The 25,306-nt window shown below is 40.5% G+C and carries 21 protein-coding genes and 1 riboswitch; of the genes, 12 read left to right on the top strand and 9 right to left on the bottom strand.

The window, feature by feature from the left end:
* Both J7I90_RS28090 and J7I90_RS07750 read left to right on the top strand, forming a co-directional pair.
* Positions 1-78, top strand: a 78-nt coding sequence (locus tag J7I90_RS28090) for an IS3 family transposase (protein WP_396020413.1), incomplete at its 5' end; no start/stop codon positions are given.
* A 429-nt stretch (positions 79-507) separates the two neighbouring features.
* Entirely contained in the window at positions 508-2,403 is a 1,896-nt protein-coding gene (locus J7I90_RS07750; protein ID WP_214770026.1) for a PrkA family serine protein kinase, read from the top strand.
* A gap of 209 nt (positions 2,404-2,612) precedes the next feature.
* Here J7I90_RS07750 and J7I90_RS07745 read toward each other — a convergent pair whose 3' ends face one another.
* Positions 2,613-2,822 carry a metal ABC transporter ATPase gene (locus J7I90_RS07745; RefSeq protein ID WP_034315156.1) on the bottom strand — a complete coding sequence of 70 codons (210 nt, stop codon included), beginning with the start codon at positions 2,820-2,822 and terminating at the stop codon, positions 2,613-2,615.
* A gap of 118 nt (positions 2,823-2,940) precedes the next feature.
* Between J7I90_RS07745 and J7I90_RS07740 the strand changes: the two genes are divergently transcribed.
* Both J7I90_RS07740 and yhbH read left to right on the top strand, forming a co-directional pair.
* Positions 2,941-3,120: a hypothetical protein gene (locus J7I90_RS07740; protein ID WP_214770024.1), complete on the top strand. Its 180-nt coding sequence runs from the start codon at positions 2,941-2,943 to the stop codon at positions 3,118-3,120.
* A 470-nt stretch (positions 3,121-3,590) separates the two neighbouring features.
* Positions 3,591-4,760 (top strand): sporulation protein YhbH, encoded by a 1,170-nt coding sequence (yhbH, locus tag J7I90_RS07735; RefSeq protein WP_063592001.1) that lies wholly within the window; start codon positions 3,591-3,593, stop codon positions 4,758-4,760.
* 548 nt (positions 4,761-5,308) lie between these two features.
* Here the strand turns inward: yhbH and J7I90_RS07730 are convergent.
* The 8 genes from J7I90_RS07730 to galU form a co-directional block, all read right to left on the bottom strand.
* Positions 5,309-6,535, bottom strand: coding sequence for a CynX/NimT family MFS transporter (locus tag J7I90_RS07730; protein WP_214770021.1), 1,227 nt, complete (start codon positions 6,533-6,535; stop codon positions 5,309-5,311).
* A 14-nt stretch (positions 6,536-6,549) separates the two neighbouring features.
* Positions 6,550-7,227: a FadR/GntR family transcriptional regulator gene (locus J7I90_RS07725; protein ID WP_057275629.1), complete on the bottom strand. Its 678-nt coding sequence runs from the start codon at positions 7,225-7,227 to the stop codon at positions 6,550-6,552.
* Between the two features lie 112 nt (positions 7,228-7,339).
* Entirely contained in the window at positions 7,340-7,522 is a 183-nt protein-coding gene (locus tag J7I90_RS07720) for a hypothetical protein (RefSeq protein ID WP_214770018.1), read from the bottom strand.
* A 372-nt stretch (positions 7,523-7,894) separates the two neighbouring features.
* Positions 7,895-9,226, bottom strand: a complete 1,332-nt coding sequence (locus tag J7I90_RS07715; protein WP_214770015.1) for an amino acid permease — start codon at positions 9,224-9,226, stop codon at positions 7,895-7,897.
* 373 nt (positions 9,227-9,599) lie between these two features.
* Positions 9,600-9,770: a hypothetical protein gene (locus J7I90_RS07710; protein WP_214770012.1), complete on the bottom strand. Its 171-nt coding sequence runs from the start codon at positions 9,768-9,770 to the stop codon at positions 9,600-9,602.
* A 72-nt stretch (positions 9,771-9,842) separates the two neighbouring features.
* Positions 9,843-11,237: a cytochrome P450 gene (locus tag J7I90_RS07705; RefSeq protein WP_251025133.1), complete on the bottom strand. Its 1,395-nt coding sequence runs from the start codon at positions 11,235-11,237 to the stop codon at positions 9,843-9,845.
* Positions 11,238-11,429: 192 nt separating this feature from the next.
* A complete protein-coding gene (locus J7I90_RS07700) occupies positions 11,430-11,570 on the bottom strand; it encodes a hypothetical protein (RefSeq protein ID WP_214770010.1) in 141 nt (46 codons plus the stop codon).
* A 210-nt stretch (positions 11,571-11,780) separates the two neighbouring features.
* Positions 11,781-12,641, bottom strand: a complete 861-nt coding sequence (gene galU, locus J7I90_RS07695) for a UTP--glucose-1-phosphate uridylyltransferase GalU (protein ID WP_214770008.1) — start codon at positions 12,639-12,641, stop codon at positions 11,781-11,783.
* Between the two features lie 159 nt (positions 12,642-12,800).
* On the opposite strand from galU, the gene J7I90_RS07690 reads away from it, so the two are divergent.
* The 8 genes from J7I90_RS07690 to J7I90_RS07655 all read left to right on the top strand — a co-directional run bounded on the left by J7I90_RS07690 (position 12,801) and on the right by J7I90_RS07655 (position 25,190).
* Positions 12,801-14,474 carry a DUF6044 family protein gene (locus J7I90_RS07690; RefSeq protein ID WP_396020412.1) on the top strand — a complete coding sequence of 558 codons (1,674 nt, stop codon included), beginning with the start codon at positions 12,801-12,803 and terminating at the stop codon, positions 14,472-14,474.
* 16 nt (positions 14,475-14,490) lie between these two features.
* On the top strand, positions 14,491-15,513 hold the full coding sequence (locus J7I90_RS07685) for a glycosyltransferase family 2 protein (protein ID WP_214770007.1): 1,023 nt from the start codon (positions 14,491-14,493) through the stop codon (positions 15,511-15,513).
* Positions 15,473-15,928: a GtrA family protein gene (locus J7I90_RS07680; protein ID WP_214770005.1), complete on the top strand. Its 456-nt coding sequence runs from the start codon at positions 15,473-15,475 to the stop codon at positions 15,926-15,928. The genes J7I90_RS07685 and J7I90_RS07680 overlap by 41 nt, the downstream gene beginning before the upstream one ends.
* Positions 15,929-16,273: 345 nt before the next feature.
* A riboswitch (cyclic di-AMP (ydaO/yuaA leader) is annotated at positions 16,274-16,419 on the top strand.
* A 136-nt stretch (positions 16,420-16,555) separates the two neighbouring features.
* Positions 16,556-18,382, top strand: a complete 1,827-nt coding sequence (locus tag J7I90_RS07675; RefSeq protein ID WP_214770004.1) for an APC family permease — start codon at positions 16,556-16,558, stop codon at positions 18,380-18,382.
* A 1,625-nt stretch (positions 18,383-20,007) separates the two neighbouring features.
* Positions 20,008-20,709 (top strand): helix-turn-helix domain-containing protein, encoded by a 702-nt coding sequence (locus tag J7I90_RS07670; protein WP_214770002.1) that lies wholly within the window; start codon positions 20,008-20,010, stop codon positions 20,707-20,709.
* A gap of 204 nt (positions 20,710-20,913) precedes the next feature.
* A complete protein-coding gene (locus tag J7I90_RS07665; RefSeq protein ID WP_214770000.1) occupies positions 20,914-22,386 on the top strand; it encodes an aldehyde dehydrogenase family protein in 1,473 nt (490 codons plus the stop codon).
* 227 nt (positions 22,387-22,613) lie between these two features.
* Entirely contained in the window at positions 22,614-24,566 is a 1,953-nt protein-coding gene (locus J7I90_RS07660; protein ID WP_214769997.1) for a primary-amine oxidase, read from the top strand.
* A gap of 21 nt (positions 24,567-24,587) precedes the next feature.
* Positions 24,588-25,190, top strand: a complete 603-nt coding sequence (locus tag J7I90_RS07655; RefSeq protein ID WP_214769995.1) for a hypothetical protein — start codon at positions 24,588-24,590, stop codon at positions 25,188-25,190.
* Positions 25,191-25,306 lie beyond the last annotated feature (116 nt).

The raw sequence follows: 25,306 nt of genomic DNA, 5'->3' as shown, positions 1-25,306 counted from the left end.
TTTTACAATACGGCTCGCTTTCAAGAGAAATTCAACGGCCTTTCCCCAATTGAATATCGAGAAAAGGCCGCAGCTTAAAAAATACTCTTTTTTTATTGTCTACTTGACAGGGTTATGTGCATTGCCGTCCCTTTTTTTGGAGTTTTAGAAAAGGCTGTTATTTTTTATTTCACACCTGGTTTATCGTCATACCCGGCAGTGAAGATAGCGGCTAAAAATGTTACAGCAACTCCAACGATAATAACTGTGCCCATGTTGTGACCTCCCTTTACCCATATTGTCCCACTTAAGTATAGGCTTAGTATACCCTAATTTTTAGCAGGAGTGCACACAAATTTTCTTGTCAGCATATTTGTCATCAATTCTCAATGATTAAGCCCTTTTCGCTACATGGAGAGTCAAGGGGATTCGAAACAATGCCCGTCCACTTTTTAAAGTCTGACATGTTTGTCAGACTTGGAGCATAGATTTAAGTATTCTCTGAAAGTGACAGGGGGAGGTTCCTTAATGGATATTTTAAAGAAAATCGAAAAATTTAGAGAAGATGAACAGAAGCTGAAGTGGGAAGGCACCTTCGCAGAGTACTTAGAAATATTGAAAGAAACGCCTTTAGTTGCTCAATCAGCTCATTCACGTGTATACAACATGATCAGAGATGCAGGGATAGAAGAAGTAAATGGGACAAAGAAATACAATTTTTTCAGCGGTCAGTTATTTGGCCTTGAAGATTCACTGGAAAGGCTCATCGAGGAATATTTCCATCCGGCAGCAAAGCGGCTGGATGTCCGTAAGCGGATATTGCTTCTCATGGGTCCGGTGTCAGGTGGGAAGTCCACACTCGTTTCTTTACTGAAGCGTGGACTTGAAAATTATTCGTTAAAAGACACTGGTGCGATTTATGCAATAAAAGGATGCCCGATGCATGAAGATCCACTGCATCTCATTCCGCAGTATTTACGGAATGATTTCTTTGAAGAATATGGCATCAGGATTGAAGGAAATCTTTCGCCGCTGAATGTAATGAGGTTAGAACAGGAGTATGGAAACAGGATTGAAGATGTCATGGTCGAACGTATTTTCCTTTCGGAGGATAAGCGTGTTGGAATTGGAACATTCAGTCCTTCTGATCCTAAGTCACAGGATATTGCTGATTTGACGGGCAGCATCGATTTTTCGACCATTGCCGAATACGGTTCTGAATCAGATCCGCGAGCCTATCGCTTTGATGGCGAGCTGAACAAGGCGAACCGCGGGATGATGGAGTTCCAGGAGATGCTGAAATGTGATGAGAAATTCTTATGGCATTTGCTATCATTGACACAAGAGGGGAATTTTAAAGCTGGCCGTTTTGCATTGATCAGTGCAGATGAACTCATTGTGGCTCATACGAATGAAACGGAGTATAAAGCGTTCATTTCCAACAAGAAAAATGAAGCATTGCATTCCCGTATCATTGTCATGCCTATTCCATATAATTTGAAGGTTACCGAGGAAGAGAAGATTTATGAAAAAATGATTCGTGAAAGTGATGTCTCGGATGTTCATATAGCCCCGCATACATTAAGGGTGGCGGCAATCTTCAGCATCATGACCCGCCTGAAAGATCCCAAAAAGGGCGATATCGATTTAGTGAAAAAGATGAGGCTTTATGATGGGGAAAATGTTGAAGGATTTAATTCCGCAGACATCAATGAATTGAAAAAAGAATATCAAGACGAAGGCATGAGCGGAATCGACCCGCGTTACGTAATTAACCGGATTTCCTCTACGATCATTCGTAAGGAGAATCCGTCCATTAATGCATTGGATGTACTTATGTCATTAAAAGCAGGTCTTGACCAGCATCCGTCCATTACGAATGAACTCCGGGAGCGGTATTTGAATTTCATTTCACTGGCACGTAAAGAATACGATGCCATTGCAAAAAATGAAGTGCAAAAAGCTTTTGTATATTCATATGAAGAGTCGGCGAAAATCCTCATGGATAATTATCTGGATAATGTCGAAGCATACTGCAATAAATCAAGGCTGCGCGATCCATTGACTGGAGAAGAAATCAACCCAGATGAAAAATTGATGCGCTCGATAGAAGAGCAAATTGGAATTTCCGAGAATGCAAAAAAAGCATTCCGCGAAGAAATATTGATTCGAATTTCAGCATATGCCCGTAAAGGGAAGCGATTTGATTATAATTCCCATGATCGTTTACGGGAAGCGATCCAGAAAAAACTATTCGCTGATTTGAAGGATGTCGTTAAGATCACTACTTCAACGAAGACACCAGACGAAAGGCAACTGAAGAAAGTGAACGAGGTCATCACGAGACTTATAGACGAGCACGGATATAATTCGACTTCAGCCAATGATTTGCTGCGCTATGTGGGCAGCTTGTTAAATCGGTAAACCATAGTTTTTTGCTCCTGCCCCCAATCGGGCAGGGGTTTATTACCGTTTACGGAAGGTTGGATGAATGAAAGGTGGATTAAGGAAATCCAGAATTTCTATTGAAATCATGAATCTTTTTAAAACGGTGATTATAGTGGGCATGGGAGATTATAACTCAACAAAGCACCGGGCCCTTCTAAATGAAGGAAACTCGGTGCTATTGATTTCTATTTAGTTACATTCAAGCCATACTGTTCAATAAGTGTAATAAGTTGATTCGGTGATAGTTTTTCTTCGCTATGGTCAATCTTAATTTCCCCATCATCAACATCGATGATCGCACGTTCCACACCTTCCGTTTTCAAAAGTATGGACTCCAGATTTAAAATAGGGCCTTCTGACGTTGCTTCCTTTACATAAAGGGTAGTTGTTTGCATAGATCTTGCACCTCCTTACATTTGCTCATAATGTTTTATCTATACCCCATATTTCCATTAGATATGTTACGTTTCGGATTTGGTAATATTGGGTATCAATAAGTAGAGGTGATGGCAAATGAGCAAAGAGGAACTGAAAAAAGAACATGTACCGGAAAATAGCTCCATGGCTAAGGATTATGAAGAGATGAAAGAACTTGGAAAGCAGATGGAAAATCAAAGGACGAATGAAGAATTGAAAGAGTGGGATAAACGCCCAGGTACATTTCAACATGAAATAGAGGAAGAGAAGGATTGACGAATACCATAACCAGAATCATTCTATCTGTGTAAAAGGGGTGTCCAGAAAAACTGCTGGGACACCCTTTTTGTTTTGTTCCATTGCTTTTTTAAAATGTCCTTGGAAACTTTTTGCAGAGCTATTACTTCTGGCTTAAAGCGATCCTATATTCCAATGAATGACAAAACGTAAAGACCTGACAATCATCAGGTCTTTACGTTTTGTTATATTCCTTTTTTAGAAATAACCTTAAAGGACCTCTAACGCCCCTGTCAGGACTTGTCTAGTTCATGGGCAAACATCCATTATTAATTTTGTTGTAAATTATCCTGCGTCGCTGCATAAGATAGAGTAATACTTTTCTTTTCATCCGTTTTTTCGCACTGTATTTTTCAATGGAAAACCGGAATGATGTGGGCATTCCCACACTAACTTATTATATGAAGGAATGATGAAAAGCGTGCAAACATTTTTAAGGGGGGAAGAGAATGTCGGAAGAGAGTAATCAACAGTATGTAATCTCACAGGAAAATTGGACCCTCCATCGGAAAGGCTATGATGATCAACAACGTCATCAGGAAAAGGTGCAGGAAGCGATCAAGAATAATTTGCCTGATCTAATTTCAGAAGAAAGCATCGTAATGTCCAATGGCCGGGATGTCATCAAGATCCCCATTCGCTCCTTGGATGAATACAAAATTCGTTATAACTATGATAAGAACAAACATGTAGGGCAAGGCGATGGAGACAGTAAAGTGGGGGATGTAGTCGCAAGGGATGGCTCACCGTCCGATGCCGGAGCCGGTAAGGGTCAAGGTGCAGGTGACAAGGCCGGCGAGGATTATTATGAAGCCGAAGTGTCGATGATGGAATTGGAGGAAGCCCTGTTCAGTCAACTGGAACTCCCTAATCTTCAGAAGAAAGAACATGCGGAGCACACTCTTGAACATATTGAATTCAACGACATCCGCAAGACAGGCCTAATGGGAAATATCGATAAAAAGAAAACGATGATATCCGCTTTCAAACGGAACGCCTTAAGGGGGCACCCCGGTTTTCACCCTATTTATAAGGAAGATTTTAAATTCAAAACCTGGAATGAGGTTCAGAAACCTGATTCCAAAGCAGTTGTACTGGCAATGATGGATACTTCCGGAAGTATGGGGTTATGGGAAAAATATATGGCGCGAAGCTTTTTCTTTTGGATGAACCGTTTCTTGCGGACAAAATATGAAACCGTGGAAATCGAGTTCATTGCCCATCATACAGAAGCGAAAGTCGTTCCGGAAGAGGATTTCTTTTCAAAAGGGGAAAGCGGCGGTACGATTTGTTCGTCCGTATACCGAAAAGCATTAGAACTTATTGATCATAAATATGACCCTGCGAAGTTTAATATCTATCCGTTTCACTTTTCCGATGGTGATAACCTAACATCCGATAACGTCCGATGCGTTAAGCTTGTTGAAGAACTCATGAAGGTTTCCAATATGTTCGGATACGGGGAAGTCAATCAATACAATCGCCATTCGACATTGATGACAGCTTATAAGAACATCGATAATGAAAAATTCAGGTACTATATCCTTAAGCAAAAGGCTGATGTTTTCCATGCAATGAAGAGCTTTTTTAAAGATGAGGAAAGTAAGAAGTATGCTTAAAATAGGAAAAGTGGAAGGTGATTTTTTTTCAATTCAATATAGTTGAAGGTAAGAAGGCGTACAGTTTACATCTGTTTTTTCTGAATATTCAGTTTTATTTCTCGTTAAGGAAATACACAAATGCCATTGCTCAACATTAAGCAATGGCTTTTTCGCATGCACATCATTCGGATATTGAGCGAGGGTCCAAAGAATGTAAATGAGTTATCGGAATCACTTTGTACTACCCAATGATAATGAACCGTAATATGCAGCAAATAAACTTACCTCTTCTAAGCCTAGGTCATTTCTTTTTCTCCAATTGGAGAAGGTGAAACTTTCTTATCTGACTGAGTTTGAGGTTGATAATTATTACTAAAGATAAGGGAGCCGCGAAATGACCGAAGCGAGAAGCGTGAACGCCATATATTCCTTCTCTATTTAAACCAAAGACTTTAAACCGAAGACCACTCTCTACTTATTCGAAATTCTATCAGTGGCTGGTATGTAAATGGCCCCGGTACAATACCGGGGCCATTGCCGTTTAACCTTTTATACCTTTACTGGCTTTATTGAGTCGTTACATATTCATTATTTCCTGCACGCATTCCAACAATGAAAATAAGTGCCGATATAGCGGCCAACATCAGTAAGGGAAGAGTCCAGCTGTGTGTAATGTCATGAAGCAATCCGAATAATACCGGTCCAATGGCAGCTAAAAGGTACCCGAATGATTGTGCCATTCCTGATAATTCCGTCGCTTCATGGGTGCTTTGTGTTCGAAGACTAAAGAACATCATCGATAAACTGAATATGGTTCCGACCCCAATCCCAATCAATATCATGCATACTGGGATGAAGAGAGTGCTTCCGGATAATATTCCGAATATCCCTAATATAAGGAAGATGACAGGCGGGACCACTAACAGACGCTGACTTTGTAAGCGCCCAGCTAAAATTGGCACAAGGAATGTTATGGGAATGACTGCAAGCTGCATGATGGAAAGCATCCAGCCAGCTTCATCAGCATTCAGGCCTTTTTGCTCCAGGATTTCAGGCATCCAGGTAATTACTGTATAGAAAATAAACGATTGCAAACCCATGAAGAATGTAATCTGCCAGGCTAAACCAGAACGCCATAAGTTAATCTTTTTATCTTTTTGCGCCGTTTGTACATCCTTACCTGAGTTGAATGGCCGTTTTAATTGCGGCATCCATAAGAAAACTGTAATAAGTGATAAAATCCCCCAACATCCAAGGGCACCAGTCCATCCCAATCCGGATGAAGAAGCAAGGGGAATGCTGATCCCAGAACCTATTGCGCCGCATAAATTCATGGAAACAGCATAGGTTCCTGTCATCAAACCGATGTTCCTGGCAAAGTTATGTTTAATCAGACTGGGTAACAAAACATTGCCTATTGCAATGGCTAACCCGATTAAAATGGTTCCTATGAACAATGTCGGCACTCCGCCAACTGAGCGTATCCCAATTCCAATCGTTAATAATACCAAGGAAAGGAAAAGTGTGAGCTCCATTCCAAAACGCCGTGCTATCCTGGGTGCAAACGGTGATAATAAAGCGAAGGAAAGCAAAGGCAATGTCGTTAATGAACCTGATAATGTATTGGAAATCCCCAAGTTATCACGGATCGAAGTGACAAGGGGTCCAACCGATGTTAAGGGAGCCCGCAGATTTGCCCCAAGAAGAATGATTCCGATGATAAGCAGTCCTAATCTGGGTTTAATATCCATTTTTCTTTGTTCTAGTTGATTTGCCGCTTGATGAATGCCCATTTTCTCCTCCTTACTTACTCTAAAGATTTTTTGAATTGTGCAATGTATTCATTCACTGTTTCGATTGCCCGGTTCACATCTTGTTCGATGATGGCATCTACAAGTTTGCAATGAATGTTCAAATGAAAGTTCACATCAGAACTCATCTCGACTATCTGATGGATGGATTCATGCAGGGAGTGTTCCATATGTTCGTACAAATCAATCAATAAATCATTATGTGATGAAACCATAATCGATTTATGTAACTGTATATCCGCTTCTTCGTAGGCCTTGATATCCTTTGCTTCGGCAGCTCTACTGCAGGCTGATATATGAAACCGCAATTGTTCTATATCTTCTTGATTACGTCTTAATGCCGCCAACTGAGCTCCTTCTCTTTCAAGGGCATGACGGACCTCTAACGTTTCTAATATACTTGACTGCTGGATCCTTCTTTCAAATGCTGCCCCCAAGGCACTTGATGACCTTACGAATGTCCCCTTTCCTTGTTTCGTTACTAAAAGCCCTGCATAAACAAGTGATCGTACAGCTTCCCTTAATGTATTTCTGCTTACATCGAACTGTTGAATCAAATCCATTTCAGGGGGAATTTGATTTCCTATTTTCCATTCACCTGATTCGATTAACGATTCGATTTGGGAAACCACCTGCTCTACAAGTGATAAGCGATTTGTTTTGGATATGGTCAAGATATACACCTCAAATTTGTAGGATGATTGGTTCATTGGTTATTTTAACATATGTATGTTGAAAATGGGTATAAGGAGCATTTTAAATCCAAATTTGTTTCCCTTTTATTCTTCAGAAAAAATTGCAGTTGATTTCAGAAATCCGCTCCCTTTCCGCCGACTGTCTGCCAAGCCTCCTCGGCGCAAGCGCCTGCGGGGTCTCGGCTAGCCAGTTATTCGGCAGGAGTGTCGCAAATTTCTTCAATCCAATAAGGATTACAGGAAAAAGCATGGAGGATAAACCAATCTTAAACATGCTTCGGGATGAGACCAATTCTTAGTTTTTCTTTGAAAAAATTGCAGTTGATTTCAGAAATCCGTTCCCTTTTCATCGTCGGTGTTAGAGTATTCCAATTCTCCTTTATTATTAGTTTGTAGACAAAAGGTGTTATTTCTTTTAAAACAAAGTTGATTGGAGCGGGTGTTCGAGACTCCTGCGGGAAAAGCGAGTCCGGGGAGACCCCACAGGCGCAAAAGCCCCGAGGAGGCTTCCGGACCGCCTGGAAAGCGAGTTTCTTGAGTGGAAATCGACGTCCAATGGCACTAAAAAGACTGAAGGCAAACCCGACTTTCATCGAGTTTGCTTTCAGTCTGAAATCCCTAATAAATTTTAGGGGGGATAATATTTCTATTTTTTTTGTTTAACAATAAATGAGAGAAGGATGAATATCACTAACGTTACAAGACATACTGTAGTCCCGATGAAGTTTTGCTTGTTAAAGAGAAATGCCAAAAAGATAATGCTTAAAGCCGTGATGGCTAATATAGTTGTATATGGGTACCATTTTACCCGGAATCCTGGTTTGCCAGTGTATTGCTTACGCAGTTTCAATTGCGCGGAACAAATACTGATCCACAATAATAAAACCGTGAATCCAGGAATGGCCATAAGATAGCTTAAAATCAGGTCGGGATACAAATAGGATAAAAACACACCAGCCAATATGCATAATGTAGTTAAAAATATACCATTTAGCGGGATACCCTTTTTCGTTGTTTTTAAAAATGCCTTGGGCGCTTCCCCGTTCTGGGAAAGAGTGAACAGTGTCCTTGAGGTAGCGTATATACCTGAATTTGCAGCTGATAAGACAGCGGTTAAAAGAACGAAATTCATGATATCGGCGGCTCCGGGAAGACCAGATAAGCTGAAAACCTGAACGAAAGGACTTACTTCAGTGCTTACTTGGTTCCAAGGTATTACTCCGCAAATGATAAGTATCGGCAAGACATAGAAAAGAATCACCCGCCATACTGTTCCTTTTATGATTTTTGGTATGACTCGCTGACTATCTTTTGTTTCCGTGACGGCTACACCAATTAATTCTGCACCCCCATATGAAAACATTACCACTAAAAGTGCACTTAACATTCCGTCAATTCCTTGGGGGAAAAAACCACCATGTTCCGTGTAATTAGAAAATGAAGCCGAACTAGGAAAGAGTCCTAGCATGATCAAAGCTCCTAAAATGATAAAAGCAATTAAGGTTATTATTTTAATTCCTGCGAACCAAAATTCGAGTTCTCCATAGTATTTTACTTGAAACAAATTAATTCCTATTATTACTGAAGCGCAAAGTATGCTTAACAGCCATAATGGTACTGTAGGAAACCAATATTGTAGAAAACTGCCGGCTGCGACTATTTCTACAATGATTACGATAATCCAATTGAACCAATAGAGCCATCCGACAATGAAGGATAGTTGAAGCCCAAAAGCTTTATTAATGAGATGTTGGACGTTCATATTAGGAAAAGCGGTTGCCATCTCCCCTAATGCGGCCATTACTATGAATAACAATAGCCCCCCTATTAAATAGGCTATTACAACACTTGGGCCTGCCATATTTAGTGTATCGGAACTCCCCTTAAAAATCCCCGTTCCTATCATTCCGGCTAAAGCAATGAACTGGACATGCCTCGGCAATAGGCCTTTTTTTAGATCTTGATGAGTCTTCTCCATTATATTCATGCCTTTCTTTCACAATTTTAAAAAAATAGTCTATCAGTAAAAATTAAAAGTCTTCTATTATTGAACGCTTTCACGCACTAAAGTACTATATTAATATATCATGAATCGGAAAAAAGTCAATTTAGGCCGGTGAAAGTGATTGGATTTCCAACCGGCGAAGAAGGCTATCTAAAAATATTGGAATATGTTTCGCAGTAAATAAGTTGATGGAATCCGTTTCAGTCCTTAATAGTCGTAGTCGCTTAGTTTATCCTATCAGGATTGTTGGGGCTGCGGGGCCAGGGGTATGGAACATACCGCAGAATAACAAAGAACCGACCTTTCAAGGTCGGTTTTTCTTTAATATAAGGTACGAAGCGGGAAACTATCCGTTCCCATATGAAATGGGGGGCGGCGCCTGTAGGTATTCGGTTTCATGTTTCGGTTCAATTTCGCTTAAAAATTGCAGATAACCGGTATATACCTGTGAGGCCATTCCTAAATAGTGCAATTCAGTGTGGATGATTCCCTTTCGTGGTGAATGGAGCAAATACATTTTTACATCCCTCCTTTCTAAAAGGATAGGCCAGTTATTACAACGATATTTATTGAAAAAAAACCCCTACTACTAAAAATGGGATGCACCAGGTTCAAAGGCTTCTGAAGCTCTTTCTTCTAACACCATGCGCAGTCCATTCTTGGGTCTGAGTGTAAGGGAGGGAAGGGGAGTTACTTCATGATGGTCAGGTGCAAGTTTTATCCTATATCGCTTTGCAATGCAGGCCAGGACAAACACCGCTTCCATCATGGCAAAGTGATTGCCAATACAAACCCGCGGTCCCCCGCCAAATGGAAAGTAAGCGAACGCAGGCAGGCTTTTCATAAAGCTACTTTCAAATCTCTCAGGGATAAATGATTCCGGTTGATCAAAATACTCTGGATTATGCTGCATCACATAAGAACTTATTAGTATCATATCGCCTTTTTTAAAGCGATATCCTCCGATTGTGACATCCTCCGTCACATCACGGGATAAGATATACAGTGGCGGGTAAAAGCGAAGTGTTTCTTGAATGATATTTTGAGTGTATTGTAATTTCATGAAATCTTCAGGCTTGGGTGTCCGTTGACCGATTATGCTATTGACTTCATTGAAAAGCTTAGCTTGAATTTCCGGATGCTTCGAAATTTCATACAGTGCCCAGGAAAGAGCATTTGCTGTCGTTTCATGACCGGCAAGAAAAATAGTCATTAATTCATCACGGACCTGATGGCTTGTCATGCCTAACCCGTCTTCGGCATCACGGGCGTCCATCAAGATCCCTAGCATGTCTTCATATATTACTGTGTCGTTCTTCCGTTTTTCAATAATGCCGTAAATCACTTTATCAAGCCTTTGTATCGCCTTTTTATATTCACGGTTAATTTTAGTCGGTACCCATAATGGCATACGGAAAATCTTTCTCATCCTTTTGACTGTTATTCTCAATGCAGTTTCCAGAGGTTTCCCAACGATCTCATATCCATCCTTGAATTCCATGCTGAACATGGTCTTGCTGATTATCCCGAGAGTGATGTCCATCATATCCTTCGTTATAATCCGTTCATCATCATGTTGCCAAGTTGATATATAGTCCATTGTGATATCAATCATATCCTTGGCGTATTGGCTAATATGAGTCTTTTTGAAAGAGGGTTGGATAAGCCTTCTCTGTCGCATATGAAAGTCTTTTTCGCTTGTAAGCAGACCTTCACCGATAAGCGGTTTTAAAAGATTGAAGTCCTTGGATTTGACGAAAGATTGTTGTTTTGTTACGAGTATTTGTTTGATTAAATCAGGATTTAAAACATGATAAACATTTTGGAACGGTCCTAAACGGAATTTAGCGACTTCCCCATATTCCTTGGACAATCGGGTCAGAAACCCAATCGGATCTGTTTGAAACTCTTTTGTATGTCCGGAAACCAGCCTTCCATTTGGAACCATTTGAGAAGTGCGGAAGACATCATCAGCATGGCTCAATGAAGTTTTTTCCCCTTTCTTTAAAATACTTACATGTAATCATTGTATGAGGATAAGCTAAATCGGTTTGGACAAGTCGTTAAATAAAGGGCGGATAATTCTATTGAGGAAATAAAGTTACAGCGAAAAAACTCTGGATGGATATAGCCAGAGTTTTTCATGAGAGCTTTAGATTAATGAATGTGATTCATTTCAACTTCTTTCATCATCGCCCCTATGTTGAAAACGATCATTTTTTTCATTGATGGGCCCGCCAAATTGTGCATTGATTTCCTTAACCACTTGATCTAAAAATTCATCAGATATTATTTGATTATTGGTTTTATTGTGCATGTGTTTCTCTACAATCCTTTCTTGATATCGTGTTTTGGAACATTCATGAAGGATACGTTATCAACATAACCTCACTTATAGAAAACTATTCTTGCTCTGTTCAACTTTTTCTGCTGTAACATTTTTACGGAAGCATAAAAAGGGGTCAATCCGATGTGGAAATAGCCCAATCACCTCTTTTTGGTAATTGGGCATGGCCATATAACTTCATTAAGGAAACAACTGCCTTAAATATTTTATTAGCTGATCACGAAGTTCAGGTCGTTTCATGGCGAAATCTATTGATGCTTGGAGGAAGCCGAATTTATCGCCTACGTCATAACGATTTCCCTCGATGATATACGAATATAATGGTTCCTTTTCTAACAAAAGGTCTAAAGCTTCGGTAAGCTGGATCTCCCCCTTACGATCAGGCTGTACGTTTTCAAGGATTTCAAAAATCGCAGGTGATAAAATATATCGGCCAATAATCGCCTGTGTTGATGGTGCATCCTCCACTTTTGGTTTTTCCACTAAGTTTCTTACCAGAAATAAATCCTCATATCGTTCTTGGAAGTTTACGATCCCATACTTGGAGACATCGGCTGGTGACACTTCCTTACATCCGATAATGCTCGCTCGAACCTTGTTATGCCGTTCCATTAACTGCTTCAAAGCTGGAACCTGGCTATCCACGATATCATCCCCTAACAGGACGGCAAAAGGTTCGTCACCGATAAAAGTTTTGGCACATAAAACTGCATGACCCAAACCTAAAGGTTCCTTTTGCCTTACATAGTGGATATCCACCATGTTGGAAATGTTCTCCACGATCTTAAGCAGATCATTTTGACCTTTCATTTGCAGAAGCATTTCAAGCTCAATCGATTTATCGAAATGATCTTCGATGGCACGTTTGTTTTTACCCGTAACGATGATAATATCCGTAATCCCTGATTGTACCGCTTCTTCGATAATATATTGAATGGTCGGCTTATCGACAATCGGCAGCATTTCCTTTGGTTGAGCTTTCGTAGCAGGCAAAAATCGTGTTCCTAAACCGGCTGCTGGAATCACCGCTTTCCTTATCATAGCCCAGCCCCTTTTTAAGGTTCTTTTATATGCTTATTGCATTTTATGTGGTCATTGGTTGACCTATATCAAAATAGGTTAAAATAAATCCCTTAAAAAGAATAGATTTACCTTCGAAGCCAAATATTATGGATATATGAATTTAATCAAGAGGTGGATATTTTGCCAATTGAAAATCAAGAGAGAAAACAAATCCTTTTTGCCTTACTCGTCATTGTTTTATATCTTTCCCCCTTAATCATCCTTGGAGAAAATGCGCATATTCGCGTACATGATAATTTGGATTCCAACCTTGCCTGGTATAAAGTCCTTTCAGAAAGCGGTGAGTTATTTGGTGCAATTGACGCCAGAATTCCACAGATTATGAATGGGCTGCCCCGGAATGCTTTTGGCAGTGAGTTCAGTATTATCGTGTGGCTTCATGCTCTTTTTCCGACAATGGTTGCTTATGCAATAAGCCAGGCATTAACAAGGTTTATTGCATTCTTTGGTATGTATATCTTATTAAGCAAACATTTGGTTACAGGAAGACGATCATCATGGATTAGGGTTGGAACATCCTTAGCCTTTGCCCTTACCCCGTTTTGGCCATCGGGAATGCTCAGTACACTTGGGATGCCTTTAGCCCTTTGGGCTTTTTTGAATATCCGCAGCAAGGATCATTCTTGGAAGAATTATTTGGTCCTTACACTTTTACCACTTTATTCAAGCATCGTGCTTGGCTTTTTCTTTTTCCTTGTTGCAATGGGCTTTCTTTGGCTAACGGATGTAATCAGGGGAAAAGGGTGGAATATAACGTTTCTTCTTTCGATCGTTTATATGACCGCCATTTTTGGTTTGGTGGAGTATCGTTTGGTGGCTTCATTCATTTTTGATTCGGAACCAAACAGCAGGGATGAATATTTTCACGCAAGGCTGCCGCTCGATTGGGTCGTTAAGCTTACTTTCAAAAATTTCGTTCTTGGACATACGCATGTCATGACTGTACATGCGCTTATCATCCTGCCGATTACAGTCTTTGCCCTTTATATTATTCTGTCAAAAAAACTGTGGAGACAGGAGAAGGTATATGTTTTTTTATTCGGCTTGAATTTTATACTCTCAGCGTGGTACGCATTTTGGTTTTATAAAGGCTGGCTGCCTTTAACGGAAAGGTTCCATACTCTGGATACCTTTAATTTTGCCAGATTTCACTTTTTAAGGCCGATGGTAATATACTTGGGGTTTGCCCTCGCGATAAAAATCATTTGGGAACACAGCGACTATGCTAAGAAAACCCTTTCTATTTTCATCGCCATTCAAATTCTGATTTTAATCGGTTTCAATGAAGAGATCACTCACAATAAAAAACCCTCTTTTAAAGAGTTCTATTCAGAAAGCCTTTTTCAGGAAATAAAAGATCATATAGACCGTCCACAAGAAGAGTATCGTGTTGCCAGCATTGGGCTGCATCCCGCAATCGCTCAATATAATGGATTTTACACGCTCGATAGCTATAACAATTTTTATCCGCTTTCTTACAAACATCAATTTCGTCAAATAATTGAAAACGAATTGGCTAAGAATAAAAACATAAGAATCTACTTTGATGAATGGGGAGGACGTTGTTACCTGTTTACCGATGAGCTTGGGAAGCATTATATGTTCAAGAAAGGCTCGAAGAAAGAGCTGGATAATTTGGACCTGAACATCGATGCGTTTAAAGGATTAGGCGGCACGTATATATTTTCTACCATCCCAATCAACAACGCGAAGGAAAACGGATTGGTGCTGGATAGGGTTTTCACAAAAAAAGGAAGCTTATGGAAAATTCATTTATACAGAGTCATGTGAAAAGGGGGGGAATCGAATGAATTCACCGATTGTAACGATTGTTGTACCTTGTTATAACGAAGAAAGCGTTTTGCAGGAAACCATTTCCCAACTTTGTGGATTGATGAGGGGGTTGGTCGATGAAAACGTTGTTTCCGGTCAAAGTAAAATTTTGTTTGTCGATGATGGGAGCAAGGATCAAACTTGGAAGATCATTTATAAAGAAACGATTAATAATGAATATGTTCGCGGGCTAAAGCTTTCCAGGAATGCTGGACATCAAAATGCACTTCTGGCAGGTTTGTTTACAGCCAAGGAAGCCTCGGATTGTGTGATTTCCATTGATGCAGATTTACAGGATGATATTGAAGTCATCCCGGAATTCATTCGGAAATTCAATGAAGGATGTGAAATCGTATATGGTGTCCGCCAGAAAAGGGACCTTGATTCATTCTTTAAACGAACATCTGCAACAGGTTTTTATAAATTGATGAACAAGATGGGGGTTAACCTTGTCTATAATCATGCCGATTTCCGGTTAATGAGCAAAAGGGCGATCATGGAGTTGGAACGCTTTGATGAAACGAATCTTTTTTTACGGGGGATTGTACCGCTCATTGGGTTTAAGACGGACTCTGTTTATTATGACCGTAAAGAAAGATTGGCCGGGGAAACGAAATATCCATTTAAGAAGATGGTTGCTTTTGCCCTTGATGGCATTACTTCCTTTTCAGTTACACCGATCCGGCTTGTATTATGGCTAGGATGTCTTTCCTTTTTCATTAGCTTACTCTTTGGGTCTTACTTTTTATGGTTGAAATTTTATGGGCAGACCGAAACTGGCTGGACCTCATTGATCACCTCCATATGGTTGATCGGTGGACTACAGTTGATTGCTGTCGGCTTGATTGGGGAGTATATCGGAAAAATCTATAATGAATCCAAACGCCGGCCTAAATATATTGTTGATCTTGATCTATTTAATCCGCTCGATTTAAAAAAACGGGAGCAACTAGACAATGAACGGAACAGTATTGAAAAACTATCTAAAACAAACTAACTCCTTTATCCGCTTTTTATTGGTTGGAATAGTCAATACAGCGGTTGGACTTTCCATCATGCTTTTTCTATTGAATGTTCTTGAATTATCTTACTGGATCTCCACTTTTATCGGCAATGGTACGGGAGCTGTAACGAGTTTTCTTTTGAACAGGACTTTTACCTTTAAAAGCGATATAGAATGGCGGCGAGGAGTTGCCCGTTTCTTTTGCGTCATCCTGATTTGTTATTCCGCCGCTTATTCTATAGGCCAAGCCATTGCAGAATCACTGGAAGGAACCGTTCATTTATCCATACAACAAAATTTGGCTGTTCTGATAGGAACAATCTTTTATACAGTGCTTAATTATCTTGGCCAGAAATACTTTGTCTTTAAAAAGAGCAATTTGAGGCCAATTCAAGAAGGAAGGAACTAAGTGGAATAATGCCCCCGATTGGACGGGAATTAAAAATGGAAACAGAAAGCGCAATTCTGATTTAATGACTATCCAAGCTGGGGCATCTGTTTTACTTGATTCTTCAAGTTTTCAAAGTGGTGATCATTTTTCCTTTTGGGGTATCTATCTTTTGTTCATTGTTTTCTTGAATATCTTCCTTTTAGACGGTTAATTTCCTCTTTCCTACCTTCGAATCATGTGTTTGCATGACTTTTGTTATATAAGTCAAGAATAAAACCTCGTTTATAAATAATAATTCTATTTCGATGCAAAATTTTCATTTACTTTTCCATTTCACGGGAGTATGATAATCAACAGTTTCATATTTCTAAATCGCTTAAACCTTATGGTGCGGGGGACCCGTTATTGGGATTATCTTTACAATCCAAGGGGTGAATCCTTTAAAAGGTAGGGCTACTCTTAGGTCCGAATCCGACAGCTAACCTCGTAAGCGTTATATGAGAAGGAAGGTGGAGCTTGTTAGACAAAAAATTGATGTCTGCAGGTCTATTTAGCTATGACTTGTAGGCATTTTTTTGTTCTGTCTCGTTTTTTGCTACAGCTGGGAAACATAAACTTATAAAATAAATTGGTGGTGAATTCTTGATGTTATCTTCTATAAAGAGGTTCTTGATCGGGAGACCTTTAAAATCAAATGCACTTGGTGAACAAAAGCTTAATAAAACAAAGGCGTTGGCGATATTATCTTCCGATGCTTTGTCTTCGGTTGCATATGGACCGGAGCAAATATTGATTGTCCTGATCACGGTCGGTGCTGCGGCATTCTGGTATTCAATCCCCATCGCAATTGGAGTATTGATCCTGTTAACCGCTTTGATTTTGTCCTACAGACAAATCATTTTCGCTTATCCACATGGCGGGGGAGCCTATGTGGTTTCAAAAAACAATTTAGGTGTCAATCCAGGGTTGATAGCTGGAGGATCCTTATTGGTCGATTATATATTAACTGTCGCGGTAAGTGTTTCTGCTGGTACGGATGCCATCACGTCCGCTTTTCCCGGCCTGCATGATTATAATGTCCTCATAGCCATTATTTTCGTCATCCTACTTACTATCTTGAACCTTAGGGGGGTAACGGAATCGGCATCTGTCTTGGCCTATCCGGTGTACCTATTCGTTTTAGCCTTGTTCATCTTGATCGGTGTTGGAATATACAAGATTCTGACGGGAGGGGTCTCACCGGAATTGCATACGTCAATCGGGACTCCGGTAGCCGGCATCAGTTTATTTATACTGCTAAGAGCATTTGCATCAGGAAGCTCCGCATTGACAGGAGTCGAAGCGATTTCCAATGCAATCCCGAACTTTAAAGATCCAGCACCGAATAATGCTGCAAAAACATTAATAGCTATGGGTTCCTTACTGGCAGTATTATTTACGGGAATCGTATTCTTAGCCTACTATTTAAGCATTGTTCCTAGCGCAGAGGTAACGGTCGTCTCGCAGATTGCTGAAGAGATCTTTGGCCGGAATTTTATGTATTTCTTCATTCAAGGTACGACTGCATTGATCTTGATACTTGCGGCAAATACTGGATATTCGGCTTTCCCTTTGCTTGCGGTAAATCTGGCGAAGGATAAATTCATACCAAGGGCGTTTACAATTAGAGGGGACCGATTAGGATATTCCAATGGAATAATCATACTGGGACTTGCATCCATCATCTTAATAGTCTCATTTGAAGGACATACAGAAAATCTCATTCCGCTTTATGCCGTAGGGGTATTCATTCCATTTACTCTGTCCCAGACCGGGATGATTGTTAAATGGATTCGCGAAAAGCCAAAAGGCTGGATGATGAAATTAACCATTAATTCAATTGGTGCCATTATTAGCTTTATCGTCACGATGATATTCTTCTTGACCAAGTTTACTCAGGTTTGGCCTGTTTTGATTTTTATACCTATTATCCTGTTAATTTTTCATCGAATCAGAAAGCATTATGAAGCAGTTGGTGACCAATTAAGGATTACAACTTGTGAGCCGATCTTGCCAATTGAAGGAAATATCATTATCGTACCTGTGGCCGGTATAACTCATGTGGTTGAGAACTCTTTAAATTATGCAAAATCTCTATCTGCACATCAGGTCATTGCCGTTTATGTCGCTTTTGAAAGAGAAGATGAAAAGAAATTCGAAGAAAAATGGAAGAAGTGGCAACCAGATGTTAGACTTGTGACTCTAAACTCTTATTACAGGAGTATCATACAGCCATTAACTAAATTTGTGGATACAGTTGAACATAAAGCGAGGGAATCCAACTATAAAGTTACGGTAATAATCCCCCAATTTATTCCGAAGAAAGGCTGGCACAATATTCTTCATAACCAATCAAGTTTACTGATTAAGGCCTACTTGCTTTATAGAAGAAATGTGGTTGTTACGACAGTGCCATATCATTTAAAGAAGTAAGTTCCATATCTAAGAAATGAAGCAGAATGTAGACAAATTTGAACTGCCCCGTAAATGTTAGACACCAAACTAACATTTACGGGGTGTTTTTTATGGCCTGTATATTAGGACGTTGATTCGCTCCAGGCACTCGCTTTCCGCGGGCGGTCCGCGAGCCTCCTCGGCTTGCGCCTGCGGGGTCTCCCAAGACGCGCTTTTCCCGCAGGAGTCTCGCACCTTCCGCTCCAATCAGCTGTGTTATGGCATCTAGTTAGACACCATACTTGAGGAGTTGAAGGTGTTAACCTGGGAACATCATTTGATGAAAGATAAGTTTTCCGCCTGCAAACTGTGGGTCCCGGTTTACATGATTGGGCCTACATTTTTAATGGCTTGTACAATTAGGACGTGGATTTCCGCTCAAGAAGCTCGCTATCCGCGGGCGGTCGGAGAGCCTCCTAGGCTTGCGCCCGCGGGGTCTCCCAAGACGCGCTTTTCCGCAGTGTTTCGTACACCCGCTCCACTCAACCTTGTTATAGTATGTAGTAAGGAACTATACTTGAGGAGTTGAAGTTGTGTTGGTTTGGGACCATCATTTGATGAAAGATAAGTTTTCCGTCTACAAATGTGGGTCCCGGTTTACATGATTGGGCCTACGTTTTTTTTTATGGCTTATACAATTGGACGCTGATTTCCACTACAGGCACTCGCTTTCCGCGGGCGGTCCGCGAGCCTCCTCGTCTTACGCCTGCGGGGTCTCCCAAGACGCGCTTTTCCCGCATGAGTCTCGTACCTTCCGCTCCAATCAGCTTTGTTATAGGATTTAGTTAGAAACCATACTTGAGGATTTTGGGAGCATCATTTGATGAGAGCTGCGTTTACCGAAACCCTTTTGTCTCAAGCTGGAGGAGCAAGCCTTCATAAGGTTTGCTTTTTAATAATCTTAGAATTAAAAAGACATCGGTCTTTCAACAAGCGTCCCTGATGGTTGAAGAAGAACATTTATTAAAAACTCATTAAATTCGCAAAAACTATCATTGCTGAAGAAGCCCATACAAGAAAAAGGATTGCAGTAAGATGTGGGATACTTCTTCTTTTATAGCTTTAATTAAGGTAAATATAAAACTATAGCCAAAAATGAAAAATAAAATTACATATAAGTAAACCAATATATACATTCCTTTCGTAACATAGAGGCTAAAAACTGGATTTCACTTGAATATTTTACCATATTTTTCGGTGTACTGACCAATATATAAAAAGAGAACCCAAGTGTTCTGTAAGTTGTATATTGTTTTAAATCTTTCAGTCAAAAGGGATTTGGAAATACTTGTCGAAAATTATAAAAACAACTCTCATATTGATAATGGCCAGGGGGGGGAAAATGATGAGCGGCTCTCCTGACCCGTGTAGTGATGCGCATGACCACTCAGCCCAAACGATTACTGTAGTAATTAGGGCAATACAAGCTTATTGCAGTGGTAAAAAGGATTTGGTGACAGTGTAATATAAAAGGAGCGTGATGGTAGCTGAGCACCATTCAGAGTTTCAATAACTACGACTATTTTCCATTTCAACCGGAATTCGAGATTCTATCAGATTATTATATAGAATATAAACAAAGAAATTCTGACCATTCCACTACATTGTTTTATCAATTTAAAATCAATCGGGATTTAATGAATCCAATGTCCGTCATTCCGGATGGGTGCATCGACATATTATTTTATTGCGATCCCGAAAGACCCACTGCAGATGTGTACGGGACTGTCCTCAAGTACAAAACGATAAACTTTCAGGCTAATTGTGAATATTTCGGTGTGAGGTTTATGCCTAAGCAGGAAACCCAGCATTTTAAATATTCCATGAAGGAGGTAATCGATCGCCAAATCCCTTTAGCTGATATGTTAAAAATTGAACCTACCGTTATGGAAAGGTTAATAACTGAACGGGATTTTCATAGAAGAATAAAGCTGTTCAAAGAAGAAATAGGGATTAATATTTTTACGTGTAACGGTTTGCCGGCAATTATAGAATATTCCTTGAACAAAATATATTCTTCTAAAGGAAATGTAAACATGAATCAATTAGCTGCCGAGACCGGATACTCAACAAGATACTTGCGAAAGCAATTCGATGCCCATGTAGGGATGCCGCCCAAATTATTCAGCCAAATAGTGAGGTTCCAAAACTCCCTGCATATGTTATTGAATAAAAAGGCCTTTACAGTTTGGGATGTGATTAATGAGAATGGGTATTTTGATCAATCACATTTGATTAATGAATTTAAGAAATTTGGTTATCTGACTCCTACTGAATTCATCGATGCCGTTTCAAAGAAATTTTAAAACCCCATATAATGTTCTTATTATATAGTGATAACATTTGAAGGATCCCGTTCATTGACGAGGATCTTTTTTGTATGGTTTTAATGCATATAAAAATATTCTGAATGTTCCGTTTTTTACAATAAAAAAATGGTGTGCGGCCTTATTGTGTTAATAGATATGTGATTGTTGTTTTTGAATGTCCAAGAGAAAGGGGAAACGATGATGGGGAAAAACTATCGATTGTTCATTGATGGGAGATGGGTTGATTCAATATCTGGAAGGACATTTGAATCACTTAATCCTGCAACTGATGAAGTGAACGCTGTAGTTGCCGAGGCAGGTCCGGAAGATGTTGATTTAGCGGTAAAAGCTGCACGAAGGGCGTTTGAATCTGGCCCGTGGGCTGAAATGGCACCGGGGGATAGAGGGAGGTTACTGAATAAAGTGGCACAGGCACTGTGGGAGAAAGCCGATATGCTTGCCGAAGTCGAATCACAAGATAACGGGCTGCCAATCAATGAAACAAAATTCATTGCGATGCCAGCCATGATAGATGTACTCGAATTTTATGCGGGATTAGCCAATAAAGTCCAGGGAAGTACCCTTGCCTCTCCCAATAACCGGTTCAATTATACCTTGAAGGAGCCAATCGGTGTCATAGGGGCCATAGTGCCTTGGAACTTTCCGCTTATGCTGACAATGTGGAAGCTTGCCCCTGCTTTGGCGGCAGGCAATACGATTGTGGTAAAACCAGCTGAGCAAACTCCTGTAAGCATTCTCGAATTGGTTAAAATCTTTCAAGAAGTCGGAATTCCAGATGGAGTCATCAATGTTATTCCTGGATACGGGAAGATAGCGGGTGATGCCCTCTCCTCACATCCTGACGTCGATAAAATCGCTTTTACGGGTTCAACGAATACTGGACGCCTAATCATGCAGGCAGCAAGTAAGAACTTAAAACCAATTAGCCTTGAATTAGGGGGGAAATCACCAAATATAGTTTTTGATGATGCTTCCATTGAGAATGCAGTGAATGGATCCATGTTTGGTATCTTCTTTGCACAAGGGCAAGTATGCGCTTCGGGTACAAGACTTTTTGTGCAGGAAAGCATATATGATCGATTCATGGAATCATTCGTGAAGAAAGCACGATCCATCCGTGTAGGGAATCCTTTAGACCATAAGACCCAAATGGGACCACAGGTTTCCTTGCAGCAACTTGACAAAATTCAACAATACGTAGCGGCCGGTCTGGAACAGGGAGCTAATCTTGTCATTGGAGGAGAAAGAAATACGGAGGCTGGAAATGGCTATTTCTTCACGCCCACTGTTTTTGAGAACGTTACCAATGAAATGACAATTGCCCGTGAAGAAATTTTTGGGCCGGTTTTGTCGGTTATCAAGTTCAAAGATGAAGAGGATGCATTGAACAAGGCAAATGATAGCTTGTATGGATTGGCTTCAGGTTTATGGACCAATGATTTAAAACGGGCGCACCGGATGGTAAGGGGGTTAAAAGCGGGGACGGTGTATGTGAATACGTTTAGCATGCTTGATAGTGCAGCACCTTTTGGCGGCAGGAAGCAAAGCGGTTTCGGAAGGGAACTGGGTATCCAAGCGATGGATATGTACACAGAAACAAAAAATGTGTGGATCGATTTGAATGAGCAGGGCTTGAACTGGTATGGAGTTTAAGGGCAGGGACGCGTCCTCATGGGCCGCTTGATTGAGTTGGATTTCCAGCTATCCGCTTGATAAATCGGTATGAGTGGGATGTGTTTTCTGATATTGGCTATCTTTATCATATTGAATATTGTTGGGTAGGTAGGCAAATAAAATTTTGCACTTTATGCACGAGGCACTTCTAGGAGAAGTTTACTTAATGGATAGAATGATATATTACCTATAAGGGAGAGGTTAAGATGGAAAAAACATCAAGTGTGAAAGTAACGAGGGAAAAGCACCCGCTTGATCCATTAACGGCAGAAGAACTTAAACTTACGGTCCAGATTTTAAAACGTGATAAAGGATTGGATGACCATTACCGCTTCGCTAACATCAGCTTACTGGAACCTGCAAAATCCATTGTTCTGGATTATCGTGATGAAGTGCAAATCAATAGAGAAGCATTCTGTATCATTCTTCATAATAAAGAGGGAAAAACATATGAGGCTGTTGTTTCCTTAACGGAAGGAAGCATAACGTCATGGAAACTGATTCCTGGAGTGCAGCCATCCATAATGGCTGATGAATTCATGGAGTGTCAGGAAGTCGTGAAAAGCCACCCTGAGATGATAAAAGCCTTTGCCAAAAGAGGGCTTACGAATATGGATAATATCATGGTCGATCCATGGTCGGCAGGGAATTTTGGAATTGAAGAGGAAGTGGATGTACGAATCGTCAGGGCTTTATGTTATTACCGTACATCATTATATGATAATGGGTATGCACGTCCCATTTCAGGATTATATGTCCTTGTCGATTTAAATAAGATGGAAGTCATCAAGATTGTGGATAAAGGTGTCATACCATTACCGCCGCTTGATGGAAATTATACACCCGATCAAGTAGGTAACATGAGGCAGGATGTTAGGCCTTTGGAAATAGTTCAGCCAAAAGGACCAAGTTTCACGACGGAAGGACATGTGATCGATTGGCAAAAATGGAATATCCGCTTTGGTTTCAACTCCCGTGAGGGCCTTGTCCTTCATACGGTCCGTTACAATGAAGATGGAGTGGAGCGGCCAATCCTGTATAGAGCTTCTTTATCCGAGATGGTGGTGCCTTATGGTGATCCGACTGATCCGGTTAACAGGAACAATGCTTTTGATGCAGGGGAATACGGCATTGGCATGTTGGCGAATTCACTTGAACTTGGGTGTGACTGCCTAGGTGAGATCAAGTACTTTGACGCGAACCTAGTGGATAGTAAAGGGAATGTAATTCAAATTAAAAATGCAATATGTCTGCATGAGGAGGATTTTGGAATTGGGTGGAAACATACGGATTGGAGGACAGGTCATGTTGAAGTCCGCCGTTCAAGAAGATTGGTCTTATCGAGCATTTCGACAGTTGGAAATTACGAATACGGATTTTATTGGTATTTCTTTCAGGATGGGACGATACAATTTGAAGTGAAATTGACAGGCATATTGCATACACAAGCCATCGAACCTGACCGGAAGCACCCGCATGGCAATCTCGTCGCACCTCAATTAATTGCTGCACATCATCAGCATTTCTTTAATATGAGGCTTGATATGATGGTTGATGGAATGAATAATTCAGTTTATGAAGTCAATACAAAAAGCATGGAAAGGGGACCGGACAACCCATATGGAAATGGTTTCTATCCGGTTTCGACTTTGCTTAAAAAGGAATCCGAGGCTGTCCGGGACCTTGATTTGCGTACTGCGCGCTTCTGGAAGATCGTCAATCACTCAAAAACGAATATATTGGGGGAACCGGTTGGTTATAAATTGTTTGCTGGGGAGAATTGTTTCCCGTTCGCCCATGATGATTCGCCTTTATTAAAACGGGCTGGTTTCTTAAAACACCATTTTTGGGTGACGCCTTTCGATCCTGAAGAACAGTTTGCTTCAGGGCGATACCCAAACCAACATGCAGGGGGAGAAGGGTTGGAAGATTGGGTTAAAGCCGATCGCTCGATTGAAAATGAAGATGTTGTGGTCTGGTATAACATGGGACACCATCATATAACACGACCTGAAGATTGGCCAGTCATGCCGACCGCCTATATTAGCTTCATTTTAAAACCGACGGGATTTTTCAATCGGAATCCAGCTCTTGACGTGCCTCCATCAAAATCAAAGAATTCAGCTTGCCAGATGGACGGTCATTCTTCCTGTCATTAAAATCAGTCGTTTCACTAACTATTGATCGAAAAGGGGGAAACGAATCGAATGCTGCTGCTGACCAGTTTTATGATAGTCGTGGCTTATACAATTTACTTTTCTAAAAAAGCCCATCTGAAAAAAGATCATATTGGTGTTGGCCTTGGTAAATGCATGGTAATGATGTTAAGCATGACGACAAGTATAGCCTTAAGTTTAATGCTGTCATTCCTGATGCCCGGCAAGCTGGCGGTTTTAACCGTTCTAGCCGTCACAATATGCGCAGTGGCAGGTTTCATCATCGGAAGGCCATTCGGTTTAACAGCGGTTATGGAGTCTCTGTCAACAACTCTGATGGGGGCAATGATGGGAGCCATGCTTGGGGTCATGCTGCCTCTTGATTCACAAACTTTCATGCTCGTTTCTATGGATCTGATTTACCTTGCCAGTATATTCTTTGTGACTTTTTATATAAAAAGAGAGGAAGTAAAAGAGACAAAAAGTGGGAGGGGGTTTGCTCCTTTCTTTCTGACCCTCTTGTTCTCCATCATCATTATCGGAACGTCGGCCGTTTGGGAACGTGATTATTTCAAGGTTGGTGTAGATTCGAAAATGGATATGCAACATCATCAACATGGCGGGTAGCTGTTGCAATAATATCAATATCATCCACAAAGGCTGCAGCAGCAGCCCTTTTTGTGTTGAACAATTTTTTTGGGAATCACTTCATAAAATTACCAAGGGTCATTTCAAATAATGCG

The sequence above is a fragment of the Bacillus sp. ISL-57 genome (assembly GCF_018613135.1).
GTDB lineage: Bacteria > Bacillota > Bacilli > Bacillales > DSM-1321 > Peribacillus > Peribacillus frigoritolerans.
The sequence above is the reverse complement of the archived record's forward strand: the minus strand, read 5'-3'. Positions and strand labels throughout refer to the sequence as shown.

Bases quoted from the DNA above. Each gene is read 5' to 3' on its own strand.
- J7I90_RS07750 (WP_214770026.1), top strand. From the start codon at position 508: ATGGATATTTTAAAGAAAATCGAAAAATTTAGAGAAGATGAACAGAAG.
- J7I90_RS07745 (WP_034315156.1), bottom strand. From the start codon at position 2,822: ATGCAAACAACTACCCTTTATGTAAAGGAAGCAACGTCAGAAGGCCCT.
- J7I90_RS07740 (WP_214770024.1), top strand. From the start codon at position 2,941: ATGAGCAAAGAGGAACTGAAAAAAGAACATGTACCGGAAAATAGCTCC.
- yhbH (WP_063592001.1), top strand. From the start codon at position 3,591: ATGTCGGAAGAGAGTAATCAACAGTATGTAATCTCACAGGAAAATTGG.
- J7I90_RS07730 (WP_214770021.1), bottom strand. From the start codon at position 6,535: ATGGGCATTCATCAAGCGGCAAATCAACTAGAACAAAGAAAAATGGAT.
- J7I90_RS07720 (WP_214770018.1), bottom strand. From the start codon at position 7,522: ATGTTTAAGATTGGTTTATCCTCCATGCTTTTTCCTGTAATCCTTATT.
- J7I90_RS07715 (WP_214770015.1), bottom strand. From the start codon at position 9,226: ATGGAGAAGACTCATCAAGATCTAAAAAAAGGCCTATTGCCGAGGCAT.
- J7I90_RS07710 (WP_214770012.1), bottom strand. From the start codon at position 9,770: ATGTATTTGCTCCATTCACCACGAAAGGGAATCATCCACACTGAATTG.
- J7I90_RS07700 (WP_214770010.1), bottom strand. From the start codon at position 11,570: ATGCACAATAAAACCAATAATCAAATAATATCTGATGAATTTTTAGAT.
- galU (WP_214770008.1), bottom strand. From the start codon at position 12,641: ATGATAAGGAAAGCGGTGATTCCAGCAGCCGGTTTAGGAACACGATTT.
- J7I90_RS07685 (WP_214770007.1), top strand. From the start codon at position 14,491: ATGAATTCACCGATTGTAACGATTGTTGTACCTTGTTATAACGAAGAA.
- J7I90_RS07680 (WP_214770005.1), top strand. From the start codon at position 15,473: ATGAACGGAACAGTATTGAAAAACTATCTAAAACAAACTAACTCCTTT.
- J7I90_RS07675 (WP_214770004.1), top strand. From the start codon at position 16,556: ATGTTATCTTCTATAAAGAGGTTCTTGATCGGGAGACCTTTAAAATCA.
- J7I90_RS07665 (WP_214770000.1), top strand. From the start codon at position 20,914: ATGGGGAAAAACTATCGATTGTTCATTGATGGGAGATGGGTTGATTCA.
- J7I90_RS07660 (WP_214769997.1), top strand. From the start codon at position 22,614: ATGGAAAAAACATCAAGTGTGAAAGTAACGAGGGAAAAGCACCCGCTT.